The sequence below is a fragment of the uncultured Maribacter sp. genome, assembly GCF_963977385.1.
GTDB lineage: Bacteria > Bacteroidota > Bacteroidia > Flavobacteriales > Flavobacteriaceae > Maribacter.
The window spans coordinates 105,055-130,615 of the sequence record NZ_CAXBOU010000018.1 but is presented as its reverse complement, the minus strand read 5'-3'; the positions used below and the strand labels follow the sequence as shown (position 1 = coordinate 130,615).

Sequence of the window (25,561 nt, the reverse complement as noted above, 5' to 3'; positions counted from 1 at the left end):
GTTAACTCTAAAAATATGTCTTTCATAACGCTACTGTTTTTTTAGGGATTGTAAAATGGCCAATGCCATAAATTTTATGTTTGTGGTGTTTGATAGATAATCGCTTTCTTCTTTATTAGATAGGAAGCCTAATTCCAAGAGAACAGAAATACAATTACCTACTGTTTCGCGAAGCACCTGAAAATTTGCAAACTTTATACCTCTACTCTCGTACCCAATTACTTTGCAAAGTGTTCTTTCAATTTGATAACCAACAAAAACAGATTCTTTAGAATATTCCCCTTGCTTGCTCGAAGTGTAAACTTCAACACCTCTAGCATCTGAATTATCAGAATGATTGCAATGTAGGGACACAAATAAATCCGCTTTTAGTGTTTTGGCCAGCTTCGTTCTATCCGATAAGGAAATTAAGGTGTCTTTATACCTGGTCAAATAAATATCGAGTGGCTTTTCTAATTCATTATTGAACTTTAAAATGGCATTCGCAATATCCAGAACCACATCCTTTTCTTGGATGCCATTTATGCCTATGGCCCCAGCATCTTTTCCACCGTGCCCAACGTCAATCACAATTCTTTTTTGAGCAGTCGGTTCTTGACTAAAAACGATGCACATTTTTAGAAGCAAAAAGACAAAACTGACGTTTTTGAGCACTTTTTTCATTTTCAATTTTCAGGTTATCAACAACTTTCCTTCAAAAACTCATAGAATTTGATGCCAAATAATAGCAATTAAATTCAATTGATTTCAAATAATATTTTATTCACAAATAATTGATATTCAGTTATTTATGTACAAATATATGTAAATTTAAGAAAGCGAAAATAAATAAAAACTCTAAACCTTTTATTATGAAAAAATCAATCTATTTGGCAACTTTTTTGTCGCTGCTCTCAACATCACTTTTTGCCCAAATTGGGGGAATTGAAGATTCCGTTAATGATGTGGGCGATACCATCAGAACCATCTTTCCAATTTTACTTGGGGTTATATTTCTTGTTGGTTTCCTATTTAATGCCGGACATTTCTTTGGGGAAAATGCAGACCTTAAAAAAGGTATTACCCGTGTCCTTGTCTTTGTTTTAATCGCAGGTGCAGTTGTCGGCATATTTACTTATCTGATTTCTATCGTAGTATAAATGAAGAAATTTGAGCCCTATAAAAACATTAGGAAAAAGGCAGTCATTTTTGGGCTGCCCATTTCCTTGTTTGCCCTAATGATGATGTCCATACTCGCTTCGCTAATGGTTATCATCTTCTCGTTCAGTTTTGGAATAATTATAGGTGTTGCCATTTTCAACGCTGCTTTATACATCGCGCTCACGAGAATTAGCAATAATCCACAACTGTTTCAGGTGGCAAAAGTATTCCCACAAATTATAAGTAATAAACAAAACTCTGGCTTCGATTATGAACAAGATTAACCTTTCGGCATATCAACCTATCGCAGATATTCAAGATAATATCGTGTTTGCCAATAATGGCAACGTGGTTTTGTGCTATAAAGGGAATCTACCGGAAATCTATTCGCTTTCTGAAAATGATTTTGAGGATATGCACGGTGCTTGGTTTCAAGCCCTAAAATCATTACCAGTTGGGACTGTAGTTCATAAGCAAGATATCTACCTGAAGAAAACTTATACATCGGAACAATTACCAAATAGCACCTTTTTAGAAAAAGCCACACACGAGCATTTTAAAGGTCGCGGACATATAGAACATAAGTGTTACCTGTTTTTTACTTTGACAAAGAACAAGGCACTCAATAACTCAAAATATGTGAATCCGTTCCGTAACGTTTCAAAAGGAACTGTGCAAGAACTGGATGATAACGTGCAACGGTTCGTCAACTCGGTAAGCGATTCCGTTTCCTTCATAAATAACAGTCGTAAAATGGAATTCCTTCCGATTGATGCAAAGGAAATCCAACAGTTAACCAAAGGCTATTTCAATGGCTTTAACGAAGGTTTTGATACCGATATTTTATTAGAAAAGAAAAGCGTCAATATTGGCGAAAACCATTTTGATGCCCTTGCCATCAATAGCGAACTGTGCTTTGGCGAAAGTGTACAGAGTAGCAAAACCAATGAGAAATTCACTTCTGACGATTTTGTATTTCATCAAGGGTTTATTGATGGCTTAGGGCTTACGCTTGACGAAAATCATATCGTCAATCAAATTTTGTATTTGGATGACAAACAGAAGTGGCGCAAGTTGCTCGACAAAAAGATTGAAGAACTCAACAAGAGTTCAAGCTTCGGTTCGCAAAACAAAGTAGTACTTGGCAAAATTCAGCATATCCTTGACCAAATCAATGCGGATGATAATGCACGGATTATTCGTGGTCATTTAAACATTGTTTACTGGGCTCGGGAAGCCCGAGAGCTAGATAGAATCACTTCAAAGATTAAGACTGAGTTTAAGGAACTTGATATCATTCCGTATTATCCTAGAGGCGAAGAACGAAAGAATTATATCCTGAACAGTTACTGCTGTTTTTCGTCTAATTTCTCAAATAACGATTTATACGTAACCGATTTAAAGCACGCACTATGCCTGTTCATCAATAACACCAATTACAAAAGCGATGCTACTGGAATCATCTTTAACGACCGTGAACATAACATTCCCGTTTTAAAGGATGTTTGGGACGAAAAGAAGAAACGTATCAAGGCACGAAACTTCGCCATTTTTGCGCCAACAGGGGAAGGCAAATCCTTTTTGGCTAATAATATTCTACGCCAATATTTTGAAAGTGGTGTACGTCTGGTCATCATTGACCTTGGTGGATCCTACACCAAATTTGCCAAACTCTACCCAGAAAAATACACGGTGCTTCGCTATGAAAGTGGCAAAAACTTGGGCATCAATCCATTTTATATAAGTGATACTAATGACCTAACACCGGAACGTTTGGAAGACTTGTCTGTTTTCCTCTTTGAGCTCTTTGCTTCGGATTTAAAAGTAACCAAAGCACAATCGGTTTCGGTCAAAAAGATATTGCGTCATTATTACGATAGCACTTCTGAAAATCATTCGTTGGAAGGCTTCTATGATTTTATAGAAAGGAATCAAGAAAATCTTCTTGATAACCTAAAAATCCATCCCGACTACTTTAATGTTACGAGCTTCTTGCACGTAATGTCCGAATATGTCGGCGATGGTCTGTATAGTTTCCTTTTTGAAGTGAGTGAAGACCAGACCTATAAAATCGAGGATAAACGATTGATTGTTTTTGAACTGGATGAAGTCAAGGACAACAAGGAAATCCTGTCCGTGATGTTAAAGCTGATTAAGTCCGCTATCCAAAGAACTATTTGGAAAAACAGAGCTGAAAAGGGTATCATTCTATTTGATGAGTTTGCCAAACAACTCAAGTTTGATAACGTATTGGAAAGCGTGGAATTCTATTATCAAGCTATCCGTAAACAAAATGGTGCTATTGGGATTATACTTCAATCCATAAATCAACTTCCCAATAATTCAACATCAGCCAGCATACTAGAAAATACGCAGGTCATTTATAGCCTGAACAACGAAAAAGGATATGACGAATTGGTCAAACGACTCAATCTATCTAGCCACGATTTAAACCAATTAAAATCCATCAAAAACAATCTTTCTGGACCACGGAAGTACACCGAGATGTTTATCAAAATAGGAAAGGAAAGCAACATTTTTAGGCTAGAAGTTCCGAAGGAAGTATATGCGGCATACTTGACCGATGGACAAGAAAACGAGGCCATAATGAAGCTCTTCGATGAGCATAACAATATGGAAAAAGCAATAATTCAATTCACATCTAAAACATAATATTATGAAGACAAAAATTTTAGTACTCGCAATCGCATTCACTTTTTTACTGCCTGCACGCGCTGCGTGCCAGGGAATGCCCACTTATGACAATACCAACTTTATTAGCTTGGTAAAATCTCTTGTCGAATCTGCAAAACAGACCTCTCAACTTATTAAGTCTGTAAAGTTCCTGAAAGATGCAAAAGAAAGTATAGAAAAGGTGTCAAGTGTTGTCCAACAACTTAGGGCAGTTGAAGAAATAGCAGCCAACAATCAACGCCTTATCAATGTAATGCAAAACGATTTGCAGGATATTTTAAACTCGCCTTACATCAAGCCCGACGAAGTTACACGTGTTGCACAATCCTTTGACGCCATAGTGCAAAACTCTTTGGACACCGTTGACTTTATGGGCGAAATCTTGTCCAGCGATAATCTAAAAATGTCCGATGCCGAACGCGCCGAAGTGTTAAAACAGAAAGAAAAGGAATCCAGAGAAATGGTTTCAAACATTCAAACAAAAACGAAACGCTACAAGGATATTATTTCTTTTAGAAAGATGCAGGACAAAATTAATAACCGAGAAACAGAATACTAATAATGACCGCAGCCATACTTTTAGGGATTGGACTGGAATACGTTGATGCGGTATTTCAAACCATACAGAACAGCAGTTTCTCGCAATATACTATTGCAGGAATGAAAACGCTTGCTGTATTGTTCTTTCTGGTCAATATCCTAAAAAAATATAATGAAGGTATTGCGGATAAGGATGGTTACACTTGGGGATTGAGTCCTGGGGAATTGATGAAGAATTTTGCAATAGTTATTCTGGTCATATTCTCGACACAAGTACTTGGCTTCTTTGATAGCATTTTGGTTTCCATTGAAGCTCAATATCGTGGTACAGCACCCGCTTTATTGCCTTTGCAGATGCAGGATATTCCTATTGAAGAGGAAATCAATTTTTTAGAAGCAGCTCAGGCAGCAATGGCATTATTGTACGAAGCTCTTGTTACGCCACTTTACGGATTTAAAATATTTGCCTTTATCATTAGTCTTTTTCTTTGGATTTTGGACTTGTTCATCTACCCATTATTCCTTGCAGAACGCTACTTTTTACTTGGAATAATGCAAGCTTTCTTTCCGTTGGTTATAAGTTTGGCCGTTTTTGAAAAGTTCCGTTCGCTTGCCTATACCTTTTTTAAATTATACGCTGCGGTCTATATGCTAGTACCAGCCTTCTTTTTGGTCAACGTATTTGTAAACGCACTCTATACTGAAATCAATACGAACTTCTGGACAAGCCTTTTTGGGACAGATGTTGGCCAGGGCTTTTTTGCACCTGTGGTTCAGCTTGGGTCGGTAGGTTTCATTGTTTTTCTAAAATTCAAATTATACAAACGCGCCACATCGTTTACGCTCAGATTATTTACTGCCTAAGACAGATTAAAGATAGAACTATGAAAACACCCTATAAAAACATCTATGCCGTCCTAAAATTGAACAGATTTATCGTGTTGGCAGTTGTCATTTTTGCGATGCTATCGAGCACCCTTTCCCTATGGATGGCATTCAAGACAAATAAAGAAGCACTTAATAGTGCCTTCGCCATAAATACCGATGGCAGCATTATTCCGCTGAAGCTCGTTACACAAAAAGAAAATTTTAGGGTTGAAGCTTTGGCACATTTAGACCTGTTCCACAACTACTTTTATAATATCGATGCCAGTAATTACGAACGCAATCTAGAAAAGGCACTTTGGCTCGGCAACAGTTCCGTGGATAACCTATACCGACAAAAAAAAGCGGATGGTGTCTACAACCGATTGTTACAGTATTCTTTGGTAGAAAAAGTAGTGAGTATTGATTCCAAAATAAGCGAAAACAGCGGGTCATATAGCTTTACAACAACCACCATTTTTGAAATCAATAGAGGGACTATTATCGATAGATACGAGTTGGTTTCTACAGGAAATCTGATAATGGTTGACCGTAATTTCCCAAATAATCCTCACGGATTGTTAATTACCGATTACTTCGAGAACACCTTAAAAAAAATAAACGATGAAAATTGAGCCGAACCGCCTACCGTCGGGCGGTTAATTGGCATTTAAAAACAACACTTATGAAAATAGAAAAGAACAAAATAGTATTTGCGGCTGTATTGGCTGTGATTTTCATATTCCTGATTTCCTATTCTATGATGGTTATGGGCGATGATGAAAGCGAAAATGATAATCTAGAACAGACCTTAGTACCAGATTTGGACGAAAACCAAAAAGAGTATGATTCCAAACTGGATGCCATCAACGATTTAAAGGAAGCAAGGGAAACCAATGCACCGAGTATATACGACGAAAAGTTAATTGACTCGTTAGGGTTCTATGACCCTGACCTTCCAGAACGTGAAAAAGAACGCATTGTAGATAGTATCTATGATGCGGGTAAGATTCATTACTCTGAAAAGAAGTATCAGAACTTTGGGCAAAAGAAAGTTGCTCAAAATAATACCCGTCAAATTGATTCTACTGAACTAAAACGAGAACAAAAAATTGAAGCCAAAGAGTTAGGACTAGAACATCAACTGTTCTTTGCTGCATCGCCGAAACCTATTGATTTTTCAACGTTAGGCAATACGGATGAAACTATTTATGTGGTTGTCGATGGCGACCAAATCGTAACTGCAAATACTAGATTAAGAATGCGGCTTACGAAATCCGCAACTATCAATGGTAAGCTTATGCCAAAAAACACATCAGTTTTTGGGTTTATCAGTTTTCAGCCCAATCGCGCGCTTATTGAAATTGAAAATATCAAACATCATCCAACAAAGCTTAAAGCATTTGACTTGCAAGATGGAAGCGAGGGCATTTATGTCGAGAATAACTTTAGAGCGGAAGCAACAAGGGAAGTATTGGATGATGTCATTGGCGATATCAATATCCCAACCGTTCCACAAGTGGGCGGACTTACACAAGTATTTCGGCGTTCCAACCGAAGGGTAAAAGTAACCGTCCTAAACAATTACAGATTAATCCTAAAAGCCGATAATCGGCAATAATAAAAAGATACTATTATGAAAACTTATATGATAATTATGATGGTTTTTTGTGCAACCCATATTATGGCGCAACAGTCGCTCGACACTATTTACACAAACGATACCAAAAATGTAGCCCTATTTTTTCCAGAACCCATAAGACAGGGCATAACGGGCTCAGATAATTTTGTCTTTACCTACAATCGTGAAAAAGAACAGTATTTTGGATTACTTCAGGCGAAGCCTGGGAAAGAAAGTAATCTACTGGTAGTCAATAGAAATGGTGCAATTTTTTCGTATATTGTAAGATATAAAAAGCAGCTATCAAAGCTCAATTATTTCATTCCATTTTCAAATAGTATTGGGAATGAAAAACCAATAGTAACCGATTCGATTCAGGTTGTAACTTCTGAAAAAAATATAGATAACAGAACCTACTATTATCAAAAATTCTGCTCCTATCTTCTTAACAGAAACCAACGTATCGGTCGGATTAAGAAGCGAACGCAAGGCATTGGTTTGACTGTTGAAAATATTGTTTTTGATAAAGAAGAACTCTACTTCGTTGTCCGGATTGAGAATAATTCTACGATGGATTACGATTTGAATTTCTTGAACCTTTCCATCGAGACTCGACAAAAAGGGAAAAGGAAATCTTTACAAAGTTTGTATCAAGAACCTATTTACAAGCAGCATCTGCCTTCAAAAATTGCAGAAGGTAAAATGGTGCGGTTTGTTTACGTTATGCCCAAATTTTCATTATCAGATGACCGTAGGGCAATTTTGGAATTGAACGAGAAGGATGGCGAACGCAATATAAAACTGAATATATCGCATAGATATATCAATAACCCAAATTAATAATATTATGAAAAATTTAGTCTTTTGCTCACTCGTACTTTTATTTATTTCTTGTTCTGAAACCAAGAATATGTCTCCATCAGAAACCACTAAGATTGTGGTAGAAAGTTTTTATGCTAAAGATAATAGCACTTTAAAAAAACATACCACTTCCGACGGCTATGATAGTTTACTAATGATTCAGGGTTTAGTGCCAGACGCAGATAATGATGCAAGCGTTGCCATATCAGATGAAGTTATCGAGACTGATATTGCGTGGGTCAAATACAGTTCTAACTATGATAGTAAGCCTGGTATTTTTAAACTAGTAAAAGAAAATAACCAATGGAAAGTGACTAATAAAGGTCCTAGGGAAAAAGGGCCTTTTTAAGTATCTTGCTAATTCACATCTATCAATTCTAAATATTTGTTATAAAGCGCAATAAATATTTTATCAATAAGCGATAGTAAAAAAAAGTACACAAAATAATTTTCAAATTTATACTCTTCTTTTATTAGGGTTGCCAGCGTAGGTAGATTCTGTTGATATGATGAAGTATTATGAGCTGTTCTGTTTCTGTGTCTATATAAATGATTCTGGTAGATTTCCTGAAGTAATGGATTTGAAAATAAACTTCCCTTGTCATTAGCAAAATGATTTGCATTTATACCAACTAATAGTTTTTCAAAATTAACAAACTCTCTTTGCGCCCAGATAGATAGATTAGATTTTGAAAATATGCCTGAAATCTCAGAAAAAGCTGACCTCAAAATAGCTTCTTTATCAATATTAATATCAGAGAATACAAGACCATTTTTTTTCAACTGATTTATAAGTTCTCTATAAATTTTTTGCTTTTCAGAATAACTAGAACATTCGCCCAATGGGGTCTTAGTAAACTCGTATCTATATTCATAATCAAACGTTGCTATCTCCCAACATATACATTTCATCTTTTGCTCCTGAAAACCAGTAGCTTTTAAAAATGTAGATTGCATCACATAATCGTATAATGGAAATGTTTCAATACCCTTCCCTATACCTGAACTCGCCGTAACGGCATCCTTCAAAACCTCTGTTATTGGGGAAAAAATAAAATCTGAATGTGTGTTAGTTCGCATATCTACAGTATATTTCTATAGAACTTTGAACTCTAGACCTAAGATGTCCTAAATTACTAGGCGCTCTGGTGTGTGAGGAATTTGCTTTAAAAGCATTGATTTGTACTTGGACTTCTGCCATAAGTTCCTCTTTGCGCTCTATATTTATTGAATTGTTTTCAAAAACTAAAACATAGATAAGGCCAAAGAAATACATATCTAAATCTATTATCGAAGGAAATTCATTAGAAATATCTAGTTCGCTGGCAGTATTTCTTAAATTAGTTAAACGTTCTTCAAAAGCTCTTTGAGGAAATATGGTTGAGAATTTACCATACTTTCCTTCATTATCAGCTACTACATCATAAATATATTCTTCGTAATACTTTTCCATTTTAGGTTTATAACTACGTGCAATTCTATGGGATGTTTGTTCTACGGAATATTGAGAAAGCATTGATAAATATCGAACAAAATCGATAGTTGTTACGCTACTTGTTCCCTTAATAGCATAGGATTTAATAAAGGTAGGACGAAAGAAACTTTCTAAATTTTTATCTAAATAATATAGTGAGGCTCTACTTTCTTGCGGTAATAATGTTTCTCCTTGAATATTTATATTGCGGAATACGGTTGAGTAGTATTTTTGCTGGTCGTTTTGGTCTGTAATAGATGGCACCAAATATGAAAATCCTAAAAAATGGGTTTCGAAAAAAGTATTATCAAGTTCTAAATCTATCCGCTTATAATTGCCATCGATAATCTTTGAATTAATTTCTTGTTTTGTTCGCCCTTTTGAAGTTAATAAGTCAAACTTCCATTCAAAAACATTGTCCATAACTTCGTCTGGCTCTTCATCATCATCATTGTCATTTACAAAAGTCTCTACTGTTTTTTTGAATTCGGTTTCGTCTGGGAATAAACCAAGGTAGGCTAACAAAATACTCGTTAGGCGTTGTTGGCCGTCAAGTATTAAATTTTGACTTTCATCATCATTTTTAAAAGCACCAATAGTAACTGGTGGTATAAATTGTTTCTGTTTAAATGTATCAATTAGCTTTTCAACTTTCTTTTCGTTCCAAACAAAAAAGCGCTGATATTCTGGCAAAATTACATTCTTTTTTAGAATAAGTTCTATCCAATGTTTTAAGGAATATTCTCCATAATAAACTCTATTATCCATAAATTAATTGTCCTTTAATGTAAAGTTGTTATGTATAATATTTGCAAAATATAACTGATATCTATTTTAATTTTCCTCAAGTTTTATTTTCCAATAGCCTCTGGTATCGCCTTGGCGTAACAAAAAACCTTTATTTTTGATAGATGTAATATGTTTGCCAACAGCAGATTCATTTATACTTAAAGCTTCTGCTATTTCATTATAGGTTATTGAAGGATTTGTAGCAATAAGTTTAAGCACTTCTTTTTGTCTTTTAGTTAGAGCTTCGGTTGAATCAATTACACCACCTATTGCACCACCTATTACACCACCTTCTTGACCACCCTTTACACCACCTATTTGACCACCTTCTTCAACAACAGCTTCTTTAGCAATAAAAGTCATTCTTAGGAAATTATCAGAAAAACTAAAACTTTCTTTTCCGTAATGTCCCAAAATACGAGGTATACCAGAACCCAATTGCTCAACCAGTTCCAAATCCTTATAAATACGCATTAGTTCTTTGTTACGTGGGACTGAAAAACCTTCAAAAAATTCTTGCTCGCTCAATCCTTCAGGTAAACCACCTGCCGAAGTGATTTCAATTCTATCGCTAAAAATTTCAAACTTTGGTGTTATTTCGTTGGTATAATCGTTATGCACAAAAGCATTGATAATGGCCTCACGCAATGCGATGGGATTCCAAAGTTTGGCTTGTTGTCTTTCCTTAGCTGTTATTTTTGTGTTGGTTCGGTTCTCGACAGCAATTTTATCTATCACTTGCTTGGTGGCTTTGACCAAACATTCGTGTCCGTATTCGTTACTTTCTATAAGGTCTGTCCGGGTTGTGCCGGAATACTTGGCCACCTTTATAGAAGTGTTGTTCTTATCTGCCAAAAGATAGCCAGCATAGTTGAAAGCGCCATCTTCGGTAAGTAGCTCCAGGTTCTTTGAGAATGCTTTACCAAGGGAATATCCCGACTCCTCATAATAAATTTTCAACTGGCCAAAGCTCAAATCCTGACGACCTGCCTTAATTTTACTGATGGAATTTCGGGTACGTTTAGCAAACAGCTCGTCTATCATTTTTTGTGGCATCGGTTCAGCAGCTGAACCCAAACGAATGAAACAACCCTTTTCACTCATCCCGTATTTTTTGAGATGATACGGTTTTTCTGGACCGCTGGCCACAATAATTTTTAGGATGTTCTTACTGTCCCTTTCCTCACTCACAATATCGAACAAACCAAGTGCAGAAGGGCGGATGTTATTTTTGAGTCTATCTTTTATTTTCAACTGGTCGCCATCTGCATCTGCCAATCCGTAAGTATTTCCATCCTTATCGATGCCGATATAAATAATGCCACCTTCACGGTAGTTCAAGAAAGCAATGACCTCTTTTTCGAGTCCATCGGACAATTCTCGTTTGTATTCTATACGGTTTGTTTCGGTCATTTACTTAAATAAAATAGGTGATGAAAATAATGATATTAATTTGCGAAAATTGATTTTGTTTTCTGTAATAGGGTACCTGACAATTTAAAAATTTATTAAATATGATAGCAAATTGATGGATACGGCAATTTCCTTTAATAAAAGATGCTAATTAAAATAATAAACCTAAAAAAGGTTATCGTAAAAAGGTTAAAACATATATATATATATATATAGCAAATTAATGATAAAATGAGCAGGGTATCATTTCCGAAACGGACAATATTGTAAGCAGTAACACTCCAATAGTTATGGACCAAAGCCAAGTATATTGTTTGATTCTGCTATTGATGAAATTTTTCTCATATTCAAATTCTGAATCATTATTTAAAACGCGATTAATATCTTCTTCGATAAGCAGATCTGTATATCGTGATTTGAGATTACCATATTTCCTTATAAGACGATTTCTTTCTTTGAGAACGGTAAGTCTGGAAAATAACAAAAACACTACCGATAAGACTAAGAATGCAAGAGCTACAGTAGTAACTTCATTATTAAAGACTTTCAAAAAATTCCCAGAACTAAGTGTTCTTAATAAGAATATTGAGATAAAGAAAGAAACAAATGTTAAACTAGATTGTTTATAAGCGGAAAGAAAACTTTGTATGACTTCCGAAGACTTTTGAGATATCCAACTCAATTCATCTAATATGTTTGAACGAAGCGATATGTAACTTGCAACGTTATCTTTGAGATAAGTCTGATGGGCAGATTTTATAGAGTGAATCAAACCACTATCAGCCGAAATATTATCAGCTCTAATATAAAGTGATATAATATTTCGGGCTACTCCTAATTTATCAGCCACATTACCCTCAGAAGAGTATATCCAATCAAATAATTCTAAATAATTCTTACCATTATTAATTAGTTCTCTATCCAACTCGAATGACCCTTGCACAAGCTTATAGCCATTTAATCGATATTCTATAGTAGAAGATCCTATTTTTGAATAGTCGAAAATAGAAATTATGGAAAAAGCTACGGTAAGGATATCCAACTTTTCCACTATTGCATTAGTTGTTAAGGGCCTTTTCGTTAAATCAAAGTGAATTGGGGTATAAGGATATTTTTTGCTGTCATTGAAGTAGCAATTGGCTTCTACTAGATGAAGCTGAGACTGAAATTCACATTTTTCAAAATCATAACCAAATTTTAGCCATTTAGTTTCAAAACTAGGTAAGGATTTTTCAAGATATTTGAACTTCAGACAATTATTTAACCCAGTAGCTTCTGAAAGGATATCGACGAACTGTAAGAGAGGCAAAGATTTTACAAAGGCATTGAAAGAATTCCAAGAGTAAATACTTAAACAGCCATTTTGAGAATTTTTATCAATCTCTATTTTTAAAGTAATTTGCTCACTTGATTCATAATGCTCAAAATACTCATTTAAGGATTCAACAAACCCGGAATCATATGAGGTTGAGATAAAACCGATTGGTTCTTGTTCCTCTACAACTAATGAAAGCTTCAAAGTATCCTGTTTCGGAATAAATTGTAAAAAGCTTTTTATGCTGATATCCGTAAGCGAAGGTTTCTGAGATATTGCAGAATTAAAACGAAAAGTTGTCGCCCTGTCGTCAATCTGAATTGACGACTTAACAGAACTAAATAACTTTTCAACTTCTTCAACTATATTCATTCTTCTTCTTCAGATATTTCGAGAGTGTTCCCTTTGAAATGTTCATAACCTGTATCGGTTCGAATAATAATATATTTTCTGTTTTCTTTGTCCAGAAAACCACTTATAGTACTATCTAATTCAGGTATATTTTCTTTTATTATAAGGTCTACCTTATCCGTCAAATTTATTTTACTTTTAACTTTTCTTGACGTTACTTGGTCTTCCGCAATTGGGAATTGAGAATCAAAGTTGTATCGTTCGGGAAGATTTCGGATTTTTTCTATTATTGCAGTTTTAGGCAATTCAGATTCAATTGGCACATAATTATTTAAAGTCGCTTCTAAGAAGCTCCCCATTTCAAATTGATTTTGAGATTGAAAATATCCAACAGCTTTGTTTCTAATTCGAGTATGGTCAGCTGGAAATTTCTTTTTCATATTGTTGAACACCTTGCTGTCTAATAACTTTAAAGCAGTTTTAGTATTATATTCTGAAGTATATACTTCATCTAATTCCAAAAATGTATCCCACCAATAAGTTGCCAACCTTGTAGTCGTGTCATAAACAAATGTTTCCTTAGCTTTTCCAGCTTCAAAGCGAACTAGAAATGCTTTAAAAATCTTTTTTTCATAAGGTAAACCACTTTTCAAATTGAAATCATCTTCATCTAAAAATCTAATTTGGTCGGCCTTACTGATTACTATGATATCAGAATCTCCGTCTAGAATATGTGCTTGAAATAAACTCCCCTTCTGTATTTCGTTACCTAAATGTGCAATAGCTGCCTGTGTTGTCTTTTCTACACCTAAAAGCCTTTTAGCATTAGCATCTTTACCACTATAATTTCCTCCCATAAATTGACCCAAGACTGAACGTACTTCTGTAGTATCTCTTCTAAAATTGAACTTACGTTTGCTTGTTCCTTCAGTAATTTCTGTAATTAATCTTTGTGTGTAATTTATTAGATCTTCGCTTTGATTTTCGATATCAATTTCCTCGACATTATTTAAATGGTGGTCAACCTGATGCAATGAAGTAAATTTTATTTCCATATTAGACAGTTGTAGTTTATGATATGAACAGACCTCTAAAATAATTGAAAAAATTAGGATATTAGGCAACATACACAAATTTGTTAATTGAGAATTGGAATTCACATCTCTTCTTAAAAAATATTTAAATTGAGAATTATTACTGAAATATTGACCGCGCCTCATCATAAACCCGGTCAAAATTAGCTGCTAAATCAGCTTTAGAAAACTGTTTAGTTTCATTAGGAAGTTCCCTTTGAATATCGGCTAACTTAAACTGCACCTTCTTATCCCTACCATCTGCATAAGTGATAAACTCGCCTTCCTTTAATCTAAAGAAAACATCTGCCCTTATTTTCGGAATTTCCTTTTCGCCAGTAGTAATTCGTGTATCAAAATCAAGATTATGTCCTCGACTGATACTCTTGGTTGGGTCTTTGATAATTTCAAAAAAACGTTCGTAATATTTGGCGGTGTCCGGGTCGTTGACCTTACCAAAAAACTGGTAGGATAGATTGCTCAAAATCGCTTTACTTGCCTTATCGCCATACATCATATCGTTTTGTATTTTGTCCTGCATCACATAAATAGTTGAGATGTTATAACTACGCAACGTTGCAGGGATTCGGTGCATATTTAAAAGGCGTATGGTAGGCGCTTCTTCCATCAACAAAAATGCAGGTTTTGAATTCCGCACGCTCATTTGTTTGGTAATGGTGTGGATAATGGTAGCAATTACAGGCGAATACGAAGTCTCAAATTTTGGGTTGTTGACTATTGAAATGACCGCAGGATTATCTTCGCTATTGATATTCAATGGCACTTCGTCTGCGGATAGTGCCATAAAAATACGCTGTGTACTTATTCGTTTAAGCGCATTTGCCAGAGTGCTTTTTACTCCAGCAGTCTGCCGTTCTGAATCCTTACCGCTAATAAATGCATCTGCCATCGCTCTTGATGTGGTGTTGGTTTCCAAAAATTGAATTAGGCTATCTGTATCTAGGTGTTGATAAATCGCTATCAAATGCGGTAGTGTACAATATTTAGGGTAGTCGGTTTTCAATTTCCAAATCAAGCCACCAATCAATCCTTCAGCAGCATCGTTAAAGAATTTCGTTGTTCCAGACGTTCCGCTCTCTCTTTGCTCCAAAAGGTTTTCAATTAAAACCCTAGACACCTCGTTTACGCTTTCCTCGTTCTCTAAATAGCGTGGCGCAATGGGATTTACCCTATGGATGATTTTATCAAAGGAAATGACCTTAAACGGAATATCACTATCCTTAAAAAGGGGAAATGCCATTTCGGTGAGTTCAAAATCTTTGTAGTCGTGAATGATACCGCAAAAGCCTTCTTTCTGGAAGTGTTTTAGAAATCCGTAAACGACACTTTCGGTTTTTCCGCTTCCGGCGGATCCGATGACGGATGCGCCACGTTTAATATTATCTAGTTTGAAATTTCCTTTGGTAGTAGCAAAATTGACTTGGTATTTACTATCGCCATTTTGCGAGTTTTCAGTTTTATGCAGAAAAACGTATAGTCCTGTATTAACTAATACTAGCGGACAGACTAGATACAACAAAATTATTGTTAGTTCATTTCTATCAGCAACATAGAATATGAGGGTCGAAAGCAAAATAAAATTCAGAAGAAACGCATACTTGCTTACCCGAAACATCGCATAGAAAACAGTACTGGTAAAACCAATAATTAAAAGTGTCGTTAAAATATTATCTATCTGCATACTACTTATATTCCGATGGAACTTGATTTAATTGCTATTTCCGCACCACGTCTTAAGCGTTTGAAAACCCGAAGCGCGATTTGTGCCTGACTTACAGGAATACTGGGTACTACAGGCAATCCCGTTTTCGCCATCATTTTAAACGCCAATGCCTTTTCGTTTGCCGGTAGTTTCATCAAGGCGGCAAAATAGAGATTAGGATTTTTTACAAAATCTTTTCGTTCCTTATAGGTCTCGGCAAAATTGCGGTTATATCCAAAAGTCTTGTCGAAGGTTTTTTCCGCTTTCGCGAAAAAGGTATCTCTATCAAAACCTCGCTTTACCTTTTTACCGTGCATCTCAACTTCCGAAGCTTTATGCTTACTTCCTGGGGAAAGACTTACAGAATTTGAGGCATCTTTTCGGCTCACTATAATATGGATATGACTTTGGTTTCCGTCTTTTTGCATTCCCTGGACAATACGTTTTCCATTTTGTTGATGTGGTGCTTGCCCTTCTAATTTGGCAATTTCTTTTTTTATCTTTTTTATATCCCCTTCAGTTCGTCCTTCTTGGATGTTTCGAATTTCAGTTTTCAGCTGAAGTATTTTTGTCGCGTAAGGTTGGTTCTCTTTTATCTGAAAGTCCGTCCCCTTGAAAGTTCTTTGATGTTCAATTTTGGCGTAGTATTTTATATCGTTGATTGTAATAGGTCGGCCATTAATTTCCCGATTGAAGCTGGCGACATAATCCTTCATCAGCTCACGCGTGTAGGTTTTTAAATCTTGGCTATTGTTCTGAAGTTTTCGTAATTCATACTTTGAAGGACTGACCGTAATCGAATAAAACTTGGGTTCTTTCTTTTTCAATTTTGCGGTGTTTCCATCAATTTCTTTGACCACTTCTTCAGCGGAAATTTCATCGCCATATTGGTTAAAAAAGTGTTCTACATCTTGTTGTTCCAAACCTTGATTTTCTTTCTCTAAATAGCCTACAAAATCCGCTGAACCTTGACTATAAGTGCCGCCTAATTTTTGAGGTGTTATTGTGATGTACATAGCTCAAAAATTTAAAGTTGATTATTTGGGTTTTGCTTTTCGCGAAAGCGTACTTCCTTTTTCTCTTTGGCATATTTCTTTTCCACAATCAGAGGCTTTTCATTTGGTCCTTCTGTCTGAAAAAGAGATTGAATCATCGCTACCGTAGGTTTGGTTTGTGTCTTTTCCACATCCCTCATTATGGCAATTACAGCATTGATTCTTTTAAGTAATTTGGCTTCGATGGTTCGCCCCGTCGGACCCAATTTTTCCTTTGGCGATATCTCGTTGTAGAAGAAAAAATCAAGCATCGTGGACATTGCCTCGGTGTGCGATTTGAAGTAAGTGCGTGAGAAAGTCTGGAAACGTTTTGCAGTTTCCTTTTTAAATCTAATTCCAATAAATGAGTCCATATTTCGCCGATTTGTCGCAAAATCTTCCCTAAAAATGGGCATTTACAGCCCGTTTGTCGCAAATCTCTGATTGTCAGGAAATTAAAATATATTCAAATCGCTGATAATCAGCTATTTGAAAACGAAAAGGAATCCGAAACATCGCGCAGCGTGTTACCCTCTTGCTATTCCTTTTCGTCACGCGCAAGCGTGACAAAAATCCATACAATCCGGTTAAAAAAACCGATTGCCATTTTAGGAAAATAATTTTCCGATATGTTATTTTTCGATGTGTACGGTTATCGGCGAAAGTCGAAAAGTGGATAACCTTACTTAAATTTGTATGCTGAATTTCAGCGAAATAAAGATACGTATTTTTATTGACTTGGTATTGATTACATATAAAAACACCCCTGAAAATTCAGAGGTGTTTTAAATAAAACTTTAAAGTTTCAGATATTGAAAACATAACTGTATGAGTATAGGTTTTTAATCATTTCTTCATCTATCAATTTTTCATAATCTGCCCCAGTTTCTTCTACATACTTTTTTATGGATTCCCCAAAAAGATGTGTAACGTGTTACCTAGAAACTTGTAAAAGTTCCTCTTGCTTTTCCTCGCTCAAATCTTGAAATTTAATGTAAATCATAGCTTCAAAATTTAGTATTCGCTAGGTAACATCAGCGTGTCATTTACAAAAAATAACCGAAGTTCATCAAGCGGAAAATCCGTGGCTCTGTAGCCTTGCTTTTCCAAAATATTATCGTTGCCATCGCTGTAAATTATCTCGGCTTCATAACCCGAATAATCCTGTTTTTCTTTGGACAATCTTTTAAAATCGATTGTGATAAATTCGCTTCGGTTCATCAGACTTTTTGCAATTACGGACGTGTCGGTAATGAGCCAAAAACATTCAGCTACTTCGGATAAATATTTCAGTCCGTCGGTAAAACGTGTTCTTAATAATGGGATTTGGTAGAAGAAATTAGTACCACTAAATGTCTGTAAATTTTCTTTGATTTCATTAACTTGTGCTTTCATTGTTTTGCTTTTTTAAATTAGTGAATAATGAAAAAGAGGGCGCAACTTTCGAGAGGAACGCCCTCTTTAGTTTTTAAGACTACTTGTCGTTTTTACTTCCTAGTAAAAGGATTTCATCGGCTACAACTTCCGTTACATAGCGTTGGTTTCCATCATCGGTGGTATAGGTTCGGGTCTTTAGTTTCCCTGTTATTCCTACTTCTTTGCCTTTACCTACAAATTTTTCTACAATTTCGGCAGTCTTGCCCCAAGCAACTACCGTGTGCCAATTGGTGTCCGTTTGCTTTTCGCCCTTTGCATCCTTGTAATACTCGTTTGTTGCGATTGAAAAACGGGCTACTTTCTTTCCGCTTTCAAGGTTCGTAATGGTTGGTTCTTGTCCAACGTTTCCAATTAACTGTACGTGATTTTTGATACTTTTCATAATAAAATATTTAAGTGATTTTTATTTCCCCTATTGATTTAAAACAGATTAAATTTTAAGGGGTGTTTATTCTTTTCTTCTGTGTGTAACACAATGGATAGAGTGGGTTTTGTCAAGACTTTTCGGGAATAAATCAGGTGTGTTTGCGACGTAGTAAATTCCTTGGAATTTCAAGGAAGTAGAAACCTTATTTTTCACTAAAACTTTGTATAGTCTTGACAAGTTCCATAAGGGCATTAGCAATTCTTTTAAACGCAGTTACGTTTGAGCGTACCGATAGTTAAGCGAAATAAGTGGCTGTGTTTAATCTAGAATTGGTTATGTTCTGCCTGTTTTTCGACGACCCGAAAAACAACAAAGGCTTTATCCATTATAAACCCCTTAAAATCTGCAAGACAGCGGTTCGGTTTTTAAGGATTTTCGAGTGAAGGCTCAAGAAGACTTCGCCGAAAATCCTGTTAAGAAAATCTAGCCGATGGCTTTCCGCTCTTTTTGGCGGACTTACCTATTTTTTGTAACGGAATAAAGTGTCCCGAACCAGCGCAGCGGTTCGGGTTAACGGAATGAAGGAAGCAAAACAATAGGTGTGTCCAAGACTTATGTAGGGAAGCTCTTTTCACGGAATGAAGTGCTTTCTTGCCTTTTTCGGCAGGCAGGCACGTAATGCAGGGGAATGTGCTGAACGGATTATGAAAACGAATTATCCTCTTTAGTAAACTTTAAGGCGGACTTGACTTCAAAGCTGTAGATTGGAATGTAGTTTGACCGCATTTCGTTTTTCCCGGAATTGAGCGGGCAAGTGAAATGGAAAATGGAAGCTTTGTAGTTGTGTCCAAGAACTTTGTAGTGAAGCTCTTTTCCCGGAATGTAGCTTTTTGCGGAATGTTGGGGTATGTGCTGAACGGTTTGTTGTGTAACGCTTTTATTCCTAGTCTTAGCTTCAAATTAAAATCCAGTTTAAGGTACTGGATGAACCTATTTTTGAAACTTACACCATCGCGTAAACTTCATCGAATATCAACTTATCCAACTTTTCCTGTTGGGAAAAAGTTTTCTTTAAAGTGTTATGAAGCATCCAATTGAAGGCATTGTATCCATCCCACAACGTTGGTGTCTCGTACCAATCATTTCCTTCTACTGCTATCAAGTCTAGTAGTTCCCTAGATTTCTTGGAAGGGATATCGTTGGTATCGCTACATTCATATCGGAACAGTTTCGTTTTTTCCAGTATGTCTTTCACGAAAGCTCTAGTGTCGATAAGTGTTATTTCTTCCATTTCTTTGAATTTTTGAGTGATTTCGTAGTACTCGTTATCCAAAAACCGCTCGAAAAGTCCGTTCAGTTTCGGTAGTATCAACTCGGTGTTGTTTTTCGTGTGCTTTATCGAAAAGTCAATCTGTGCATTTGAGACGTGTAAACCATTTGTACACACTTCTCTGTAAAACCCAAAATGTCCTGAAGTTTTTTCTCGACCATCATAGGAATTTTTGAAGCGCAGCATCGGTAATATTTTACCCTCTTCATTTTTCAGGGAAAACTGGTTGTCATCCTCTATGATAAAGTCGGTTATAAAAGACTATCATTTCTATTGATAGTTCGTTTATGGTATTTCAAGTGGGCATCTATCAAGAGCTGTTCAGCTTTCTTGAAGAAGAGTTCATTTGGTATGTGTCCATAACTGCTAGACACGACGTTGACAATTTTGCCATTGGATATTATGGCATTTTCCAGTCCTTTTCTGGATGGCATTCCAGTAATACTTTCTAAAGATTTCATTTCATTGGAAACGAAAATTTCATCTTGTTGTAATTTGTGTAAATACATAGCTTTTGAATTTAGATTAAACAATATTTGAGCAAAACCCAAACGGAAGCTAAAATCTCAGCTCAAAAGGAAACGGAATAAAAAGTGAGTGTGCGAACGGCTTTATGCCGTAGTCTTTTGATGGGTGTATTTTACGAGTTTACCTTTGCGCTACTATTGATTAATTATTTCTTCCTTTTGTAGTACTTCATTCCCACAAAAACTTATCTAAAAAAAAGAAGAGCCAGCACGAATGCCGACTCTTCCTTCCAACAAAAGCTACTCTTTGAAATCCTCAATTTCTTTTTCAAGTATGGCTATTCTTGCCTTTAAACGTTCTTCACGTATATCCCTTTTTTCAATGTATTGCTTTTCGATATCGGTAATCTTAGTTTTATGATATCCTTGCATGGCATTGTAGAATGAAATGTTAGTCAGATTGTTCACGTGATTACTTTCCCCAAAATGCACTTGCTTGGTAAGCATATACCGTATCAGCTTATGAAAAATTTCTTTTTTGAACTTCTTCTTGAAATTCTCAACGATTTCAACTTTGGATAGCTTTGATGTATCGCCCAATAATCCTGAAAAGTACTTTTGCTGACTAAAGTAGTCCACATTGTTTTCGTAGAGCGAAATTGAAAAGGCTACCATTTCATCCACCGAAAGCGTTTTCTTGGTCTCGATGTAGTTGGTCTCTCGAATCATTGTTACTACTTCTTCAAACTGTCGGTTATTCTCGATTTGTTTCTTCCGGATTTCCCTTTCATTAATTTTGATAATTTGTTCATCTGGTGTACAATCATCCATTTTTCTGTTCGATAATGGAACAGAATGCACTTCGCTTTCCTCTTTGGATTTTTCAATAAGCTTCACGAAAACTTCTTTGTGTAGATACGATTCAGGATGAAAAACGATGCCATTTCTAAATCCATTGGCTGTAGCTGAATTGTATTTTTCCAATTCCTCGTTGTAGGTCTTGATAGCCTCGTCAAAATCTTCTTTTAGCTCGTCTTCATTGTAGTCGTAATTTCGATATTCCTCTTTTATGGCTTCCAATGTTGGGTCAATTGGTTTTTCAATGATTTCAACATCGTCCAGCAGATAGACCTTCAAACCATTTTTTTCTAGCTGTGAGATGACCAACTGATTACGTTCATCATCTGCCCAATACTTGCGTATTTCAGGAATCAATAGCACATTCTCTTTCGTCGATTTCTCAATCAAGTTCAAGAACGATTTGTTTTTCTTGGATTCGTAACAGGATGATTTTGTGCAGACCATCTTTCCATCCCCAAATAGGTTTCCCTGATTTGCGGCATTGAACGGGCACACATTACAAGCCCCAGCTTTTGCAACCAATGCTGAATCTTCCACATCAAACGGTGCTTTCTCTAAATCATAGGTCTGATTTTTTATCATTCTATTGATTTGATGCGCACTAAATTCTTCTCCCATAGTTTCCAACATCATTTGTTGTTCTTCTGGCTCAAAAAGTGCGACACCGACACCTAATGAAATGGTCATTTCGCCACTACGAACGAATATTTTGAAACCTTCGATAAGTCCAGCTAATTTTAGTCGCTGTCTGATGAAATTATCGCTTCTGCCCAATCGCTTCGCAATCTCGGTCGGCGCATATTTTTCACTTAGATAGGCAATGGCATCTGCTTCCTCTGTAGGTTCTACATCTTGCCGTTGTAAATTTTCGATAATTTGAATTTCCAAGATTGCATTGCTTTCGTAATCTCTCACGATACAAGGCACAGTCTCTTTACCTGCTAACTTACTGGCACGATAACGTCGTTCGCCCATCACGATGATGTATTCTTTTTCTGATTTTCGAACTGTAATCGGTTGAAGTACCCCGTGTTTTTCGATGCTTTCTGAAAGCTCTTTTAATAATAATTCATTGAAAGTTTTCCTAGGCTGCATCGGGTCTGGAATAACCTTTTCGATATTCAAATTTTGAATTTCCAGTCCAATAGCTTTTCGAGTCAATTTTTCTTTGACTTCATTTTTAACGGTTGCATTGGCTTTACCGTTCCTTCTCGTTTTAACTGCTTTTGTTGTCATAATACTTAAATTTTAGATTCAACAATATTTAAGCAGGAACCAAACGGAAGATAAAATCTTGGCTCAAAAGGAAACGGAATAAATAAGCAAGGGAAAAGCGTTGGCTTTATGCCGTAGTCTTTTGATGGAAGTATTTTACGAGTTTAAATTGCGGTTATATTGTATGATAATAAACTTTCCTTACGAAGAACCCAGGTTACAGCTTAGTAAAATTTATTATTCTGACTTAGAATTTATAAAGATTGATAACAAATGAATAGATTCAGAACTAAAACAAATGTTGCTTAAGAAAAAAGAACAATGTTGTACCTATGTTGTACCTAAAATAAAAAAGCCGAGACAAAAATCTCGGCTTTCCCTTGCTGTACTCGAGGCGGGAATCGAACCCGCACTCCGAAGAACTGGATTTTGAATCCAGCGCGTCTACCAGTTCCGCCACTCGAGCATAATTGCCATTTAAAAACGACCTCCTGTAAAAATAGGACTGCAAAACTAAATAATTATTTTCTTTCTATCACCAAAAATAACAAGATTTATGCATTAGCAACCAAATTTAATTTTTAAATTTGCACCTCCTTAAAAACAAGAACTTCAGCAAGTAATTGAAGCAACTGTTTGGAAAACAACAAGAAAGACATGTCATACCAAGTTCCACAACCGAAAATATTTGCTTGTACCCAAAGTAAAATCTTAGGCGAAAAAATCGCTAAGGCATACGGAATGGAATTGGGAAATGTAATATTTTCCCGTTATAGTGATGGTGAGTTTCAGCCTTCATTTGAAGAATCTATCCGAGGTACAAGAATTTTCTTAATTGGTTCGACACACCCTGGTCCTGAAAATTTAATGGAAATGTTATTGATGATAGATGCTGCAAAAAGAGCATCGGCCCGTCATATAACAGCCGTTATACCTTATTTTGGCTGGGCAAGACAAGACAGAAAAGACAAACCTAGAGTTCCTATTGCAGCGAAACTTGTTGCCAAAATGCTCGAAACAGCAGGCGCTACTAGAATTATTACAATGGATTTGCATGCCGATCAAATACAGGGCTTTTTCGAAAAGCCGGTTGATCATCTTTTTGCATCAACCCTATTTTTGCCTTACTTAAAAAATCTTGGGCTAAAAGACTTAACCATTGCTTCACCAGATATGGGTGGTTCTAAAAGAGCATACGCATATTCAAAAGCCTTGGATTGTGATGTGGTTGTATGTTACAAACAAAGAGCTAAAGCGAATGTTATTTCACATATGGAACTTATTGGTGACGTTCAGGGAAAAAATGTGGTTCTTGTTGATGATATGGTTGACACCGCCGGAACTTTGACAAAGGCAGCAGATTTAATGATGGAGCGTGGTGCTCTTAGTGTAAGAGCAATAACAACACACGGATTATTATCAGGTGATGCGTACGAAAAAATCGAGAATTCGAAATTAACGGAATTGATTATCACTGACTCTATTCCAATAGAAATAAAGAGTGATAAAGTAAGAGTATTAAGCTGTGCTAATCTGTTTGCAGACGTAATGGAAAAAGTACACAACAACACCTCTATTTCTTCTAATTTTTTAATGTAATTAGGAAGAAAACCAAAAAATAGAATATTAATTTTTAATACATATAATGAAGTCAATTACAATTAAAGGATCAGAAAGAGAAAGCGTGGGCAAAAAGGCAACAAAAGCCCTACGTAATGCTGGAAAGGTTCCTTGCGTAGTATACGGAGGGGATAAACCATTACACTTTTCAGCAAATGAACTAGCGTTCAGAGACTTGGTTTACACTCCAAATGCACATACAGTTGCAATTGAATTAGATGGTGGAGCTTCTCTTAAAGCAGTAATGCAAGATATTCAGTTTCACCCTGTAACCGACAGCATCATACACATTGATTTTTATCAATTGTTCGATGACAAAATGGTTACTATGGATATTCCTGTACGTTTAGAAGGAAACTCTCCAGGTGAACGTAATGGTGGACGTTTATTGTTTAGAAAACGTAAACTTGCTATTAAAGCATTACCAGACAAATTACCAGATTTCTTTGATATCGATATTTCTAAATTGAAAATCGGTCAAAACATAGCTGTAGGTTCTTTGTTGAATGATGATTTCACCATTTTACACCCAGATACTACTGTCGTTGTACAAGTTAAAACTGCTCGTACTGCAATTGCTGTTGACGAAGATGAAGAAGGAGAAGAAGGAGCTGAAGGTGCCGAAGGTGCTTCAGAAGAAGCTGCTCAAGAATAGACATCTTATTATAAGATTTACTAATAAGCATCCCGATACATGTATTGGGATGCTTTTGTATTTTTATCCCTTAATTCAAATAGATTATGTTTCGTTTTTTTAAATCAATTTTCACAAAAACGAATTTAATTAGTGAAGAAAAAGACCCTATGAAAAAATATTTGATTGTCGGTTTAGGCAATATAGGAGACGAATATGCAGAAACCCGTCATAATATCGGGTTTAAAGTTTTAGATGAAGTGGCTAAGGCACACGATTTTAATTTCGAAACCGCTAAACTAGGCGATATAGGCTCATTTAAGATTAAAGGCAGAACTGTAATTTGCTTAAAACCCTCAACCTATATGAACCGTAGTGGTAAGGCTTTAAAATATTGGATGGATAAAGAGAAGATTCCACTAGGCAATATTTTAGTAATTACTGATGATATTAATCTACCATTTGGCACCATACGCATAAAGACAAAAGGAAGCAATGGCGGACATAATGGATTAAAGGATATTCAGCTATTTCTCGCTACAATCTCGTATAATAGATTCAGGTTTGGAGTAGGTGCAGATTTTGGCAATGGCAAACAAGTTGATTATGTTTTAGGCCAATGGAACGATGAAGAAAAAGAAACGATTGCGGAGCGTTTACAGCGTTCTACAGAGGTAATTAGTTCATTTGTACTCGCTGGTATTGCTCGCACCATGAATCAATATAATAACACCTAGA

Annotated in this window: 26 protein-coding genes and 1 tRNA gene; 12 read left to right on the top strand and 15 right to left on the bottom strand. The window is 35.9% G+C overall.

Annotation, left to right across the window (positions count from 1 at the left end):
• Positions 1 to 30: 30 nt before the first annotated feature.
• Complete coding sequence (locus tag AAC084_RS17410) at positions 31 to 663, bottom strand: N-acetylmuramoyl-L-alanine amidase (RefSeq protein ID WP_339841517.1); 633 nt, start codon at positions 661 to 663, stop codon at positions 31 to 33.
• A 188-nt stretch (positions 664 to 851) separates the two neighbouring features.
• Here AAC084_RS17410 and AAC084_RS17405 point away from each other — a divergent pair, with 188 nt between their 5' ends.
• The 9 genes from AAC084_RS17405 to AAC084_RS17365 are packed head-to-tail and all read left to right on the top strand — an operon-like array spanning position 852 to position 8,069.
• Positions 852 to 1,139 (top strand): hypothetical protein, encoded by a 288-nt coding sequence (locus AAC084_RS17405; RefSeq protein WP_215932671.1) that lies wholly within the window; start codon positions 852 to 854, stop codon positions 1,137 to 1,139.
• Positions 1,140 to 1,424 carry a hypothetical protein gene (locus tag AAC084_RS17400; RefSeq protein WP_074537505.1) on the top strand — a complete coding sequence of 95 codons (285 nt, stop codon included), beginning with the start codon at positions 1,140 to 1,142 and terminating at the stop codon, positions 1,422 to 1,424.
• A complete protein-coding gene (locus AAC084_RS17395; protein ID WP_339841515.1) occupies positions 1,411 to 3,813 on the top strand; it encodes a TraG family conjugative transposon ATPase in 2,403 nt (800 codons plus the stop codon). The genes AAC084_RS17400 and AAC084_RS17395 overlap by 14 nt, the downstream gene beginning before the upstream one ends.
• A gap of 4 nt (positions 3,814 to 3,817) precedes the next feature.
• On the top strand, positions 3,818 to 4,393 hold the full coding sequence (locus AAC084_RS17390) for a conjugal transfer protein (RefSeq protein WP_339841513.1): 576 nt from the start codon (positions 3,818 to 3,820) through the stop codon (positions 4,391 to 4,393).
• 2 nt (positions 4,394 to 4,395) lie between these two features.
• Entirely contained in the window at positions 4,396 to 5,238 is an 843-nt protein-coding gene (locus AAC084_RS17385) for a hypothetical protein (protein ID WP_339841511.1), read from the top strand.
• Between the two features lie 20 nt (positions 5,239 to 5,258).
• Positions 5,259 to 5,873, top strand: coding sequence for a conjugal transfer protein TraK (locus AAC084_RS17380; RefSeq protein WP_339627963.1), 615 nt, complete (start codon positions 5,259 to 5,261; stop codon positions 5,871 to 5,873).
• A 50-nt stretch (positions 5,874 to 5,923) separates the two neighbouring features.
• A complete protein-coding gene (gene traM / locus AAC084_RS17375; RefSeq protein ID WP_339841509.1) occupies positions 5,924 to 6,859 on the top strand; it encodes a conjugative transposon protein TraM in 936 nt (311 codons plus the stop codon).
• A gap of 15 nt (positions 6,860 to 6,874) precedes the next feature.
• On the top strand, positions 6,875 to 7,699 hold the full coding sequence (locus tag AAC084_RS17370) for a DUF4138 domain-containing protein (protein ID WP_339841508.1): 825 nt from the start codon (positions 6,875 to 6,877) through the stop codon (positions 7,697 to 7,699).
• A 7-nt stretch (positions 7,700 to 7,706) separates the two neighbouring features.
• Positions 7,707 to 8,069, top strand: coding sequence for a hypothetical protein (locus AAC084_RS17365; RefSeq protein WP_339841507.1), 363 nt, complete (start codon positions 7,707 to 7,709; stop codon positions 8,067 to 8,069).
• Positions 8,070 to 8,077: 8 nt separating this feature from the next.
• Here the strand turns inward: AAC084_RS17365 and AAC084_RS17360 are convergent, their stop codons facing one another.
• The 14 genes from AAC084_RS17360 to AAC084_RS17295 form a co-directional block, all read right to left on the bottom strand.
• A complete protein-coding gene (locus tag AAC084_RS17360; protein ID WP_339841506.1) occupies positions 8,078 to 8,800 on the bottom strand; it encodes a hypothetical protein in 723 nt (240 codons plus the stop codon).
• A complete protein-coding gene (locus AAC084_RS17355; RefSeq protein ID WP_339841505.1) occupies positions 8,790 to 9,962 on the bottom strand; it encodes a DUF262 domain-containing protein in 1,173 nt (390 codons plus the stop codon). The genes AAC084_RS17360 and AAC084_RS17355 overlap by 11 nt, the downstream gene beginning before the upstream one ends.
• A gap of 66 nt (positions 9,963 to 10,028) precedes the next feature.
• Entirely contained in the window at positions 10,029 to 11,396 is a 1,368-nt protein-coding gene (locus AAC084_RS17350) for an RNA-binding domain-containing protein (protein WP_339841504.1), read from the bottom strand.
• Positions 11,397 to 11,616: 220 nt separating this feature from the next.
• Entirely contained in the window at positions 11,617 to 13,083 is a 1,467-nt protein-coding gene (locus AAC084_RS17345) for a hypothetical protein (RefSeq protein ID WP_339841502.1), read from the bottom strand.
• Positions 13,080 to 14,117 (bottom strand): nucleoid-associated protein, encoded by a 1,038-nt coding sequence (locus tag AAC084_RS17340; protein ID WP_339841501.1) that lies wholly within the window; start codon positions 14,115 to 14,117, stop codon positions 13,080 to 13,082. Before AAC084_RS17340 ends, AAC084_RS17345 begins: the two co-directional genes overlap by 4 nt.
• A gap of 139 nt (positions 14,118 to 14,256) precedes the next feature.
• On the bottom strand, positions 14,257 to 15,837 hold the full coding sequence (locus AAC084_RS17335) for a type IV secretion system DNA-binding domain-containing protein (RefSeq protein WP_339841499.1): 1,581 nt from the start codon (positions 15,835 to 15,837) through the stop codon (positions 14,257 to 14,259).
• A 5-nt stretch (positions 15,838 to 15,842) separates the two neighbouring features.
• Complete coding sequence (gene mobB, locus AAC084_RS17330; protein ID WP_339841497.1) at positions 15,843 to 16,874, bottom strand: MobB family relaxase; 1,032 nt, start codon at positions 16,872 to 16,874, stop codon at positions 15,843 to 15,845.
• 11 nt (positions 16,875 to 16,885) lie between these two features.
• Positions 16,886 to 17,266, bottom strand: a complete 381-nt coding sequence (locus AAC084_RS17325; RefSeq protein WP_339841496.1) for a BfmA/BtgA family mobilization protein — start codon at positions 17,264 to 17,266, stop codon at positions 16,886 to 16,888.
• 640 nt (positions 17,267 to 17,906) lie between these two features.
• Positions 17,907 to 18,287: a DUF6876 family protein gene (locus tag AAC084_RS17320; protein ID WP_339841495.1), complete on the bottom strand. Its 381-nt coding sequence runs from the start codon at positions 18,285 to 18,287 to the stop codon at positions 17,907 to 17,909.
• 79 nt (positions 18,288 to 18,366) lie between these two features.
• The gene (gene ssb, locus AAC084_RS17315) at positions 18,367 to 18,711 is read right to left on the bottom strand and encodes a single-stranded DNA-binding protein (protein WP_339841494.1); all 345 of its coding nucleotides are present in this window, start codon (positions 18,709 to 18,711) and stop codon (positions 18,367 to 18,369) included.
• Positions 18,712 to 19,699: 988 nt separating this feature from the next.
• On the bottom strand, positions 19,700 to 20,212 hold the full coding sequence (locus tag AAC084_RS17310; protein WP_339841493.1) for a DUF932 domain-containing protein: 513 nt from the start codon (positions 20,210 to 20,212) through the stop codon (positions 19,700 to 19,702).
• A gap of 65 nt (positions 20,213 to 20,277) precedes the next feature.
• Positions 20,278 to 20,535: a hypothetical protein gene (locus tag AAC084_RS17305; RefSeq protein ID WP_339841492.1), complete on the bottom strand. Its 258-nt coding sequence runs from the start codon at positions 20,533 to 20,535 to the stop codon at positions 20,278 to 20,280.
• Positions 20,536 to 20,793: 258 nt separating this feature from the next.
• Positions 20,794 to 22,590 (bottom strand): ParB/RepB/Spo0J family partition protein, encoded by a 1,797-nt coding sequence (locus tag AAC084_RS17300; protein WP_339841491.1) that lies wholly within the window; start codon positions 22,588 to 22,590, stop codon positions 20,794 to 20,796.
• Positions 22,591 to 22,955: 365 nt separating this feature from the next.
• Positions 22,956 to 23,035 (bottom strand) — tRNA-Leu (locus AAC084_RS17295).
• Positions 23,036 to 23,226: 191 nt separating this feature from the next.
• Between AAC084_RS17295 and AAC084_RS17290 the strand changes: the two genes are divergently transcribed.
• The 3 genes from AAC084_RS17290 to pth all read left to right on the top strand — a co-directional run bounded on the left by AAC084_RS17290 (position 23,227) and on the right by pth (position 25,560).
• Positions 23,227 to 24,168, top strand: a complete 942-nt coding sequence (locus tag AAC084_RS17290) for a ribose-phosphate pyrophosphokinase (protein WP_339841489.1) — start codon at positions 23,227 to 23,229, stop codon at positions 24,166 to 24,168.
• Between the two features lie 46 nt (positions 24,169 to 24,214).
• The gene (locus tag AAC084_RS17285) at positions 24,215 to 24,844 is read left to right on the top strand and encodes a 50S ribosomal protein L25/general stress protein Ctc (RefSeq protein ID WP_339841488.1); all 630 of its coding nucleotides are present in this window, start codon (positions 24,215 to 24,217) and stop codon (positions 24,842 to 24,844) included.
• A gap of 86 nt (positions 24,845 to 24,930) precedes the next feature.
• Positions 24,931 to 25,560: an aminoacyl-tRNA hydrolase gene (gene pth, locus AAC084_RS17280; RefSeq protein WP_339841487.1), complete on the top strand. Its 630-nt coding sequence runs from the start codon at positions 24,931 to 24,933 to the stop codon at positions 25,558 to 25,560.
• The last annotated feature ends 1 nt before the right edge of the window (position 25,561 follow it).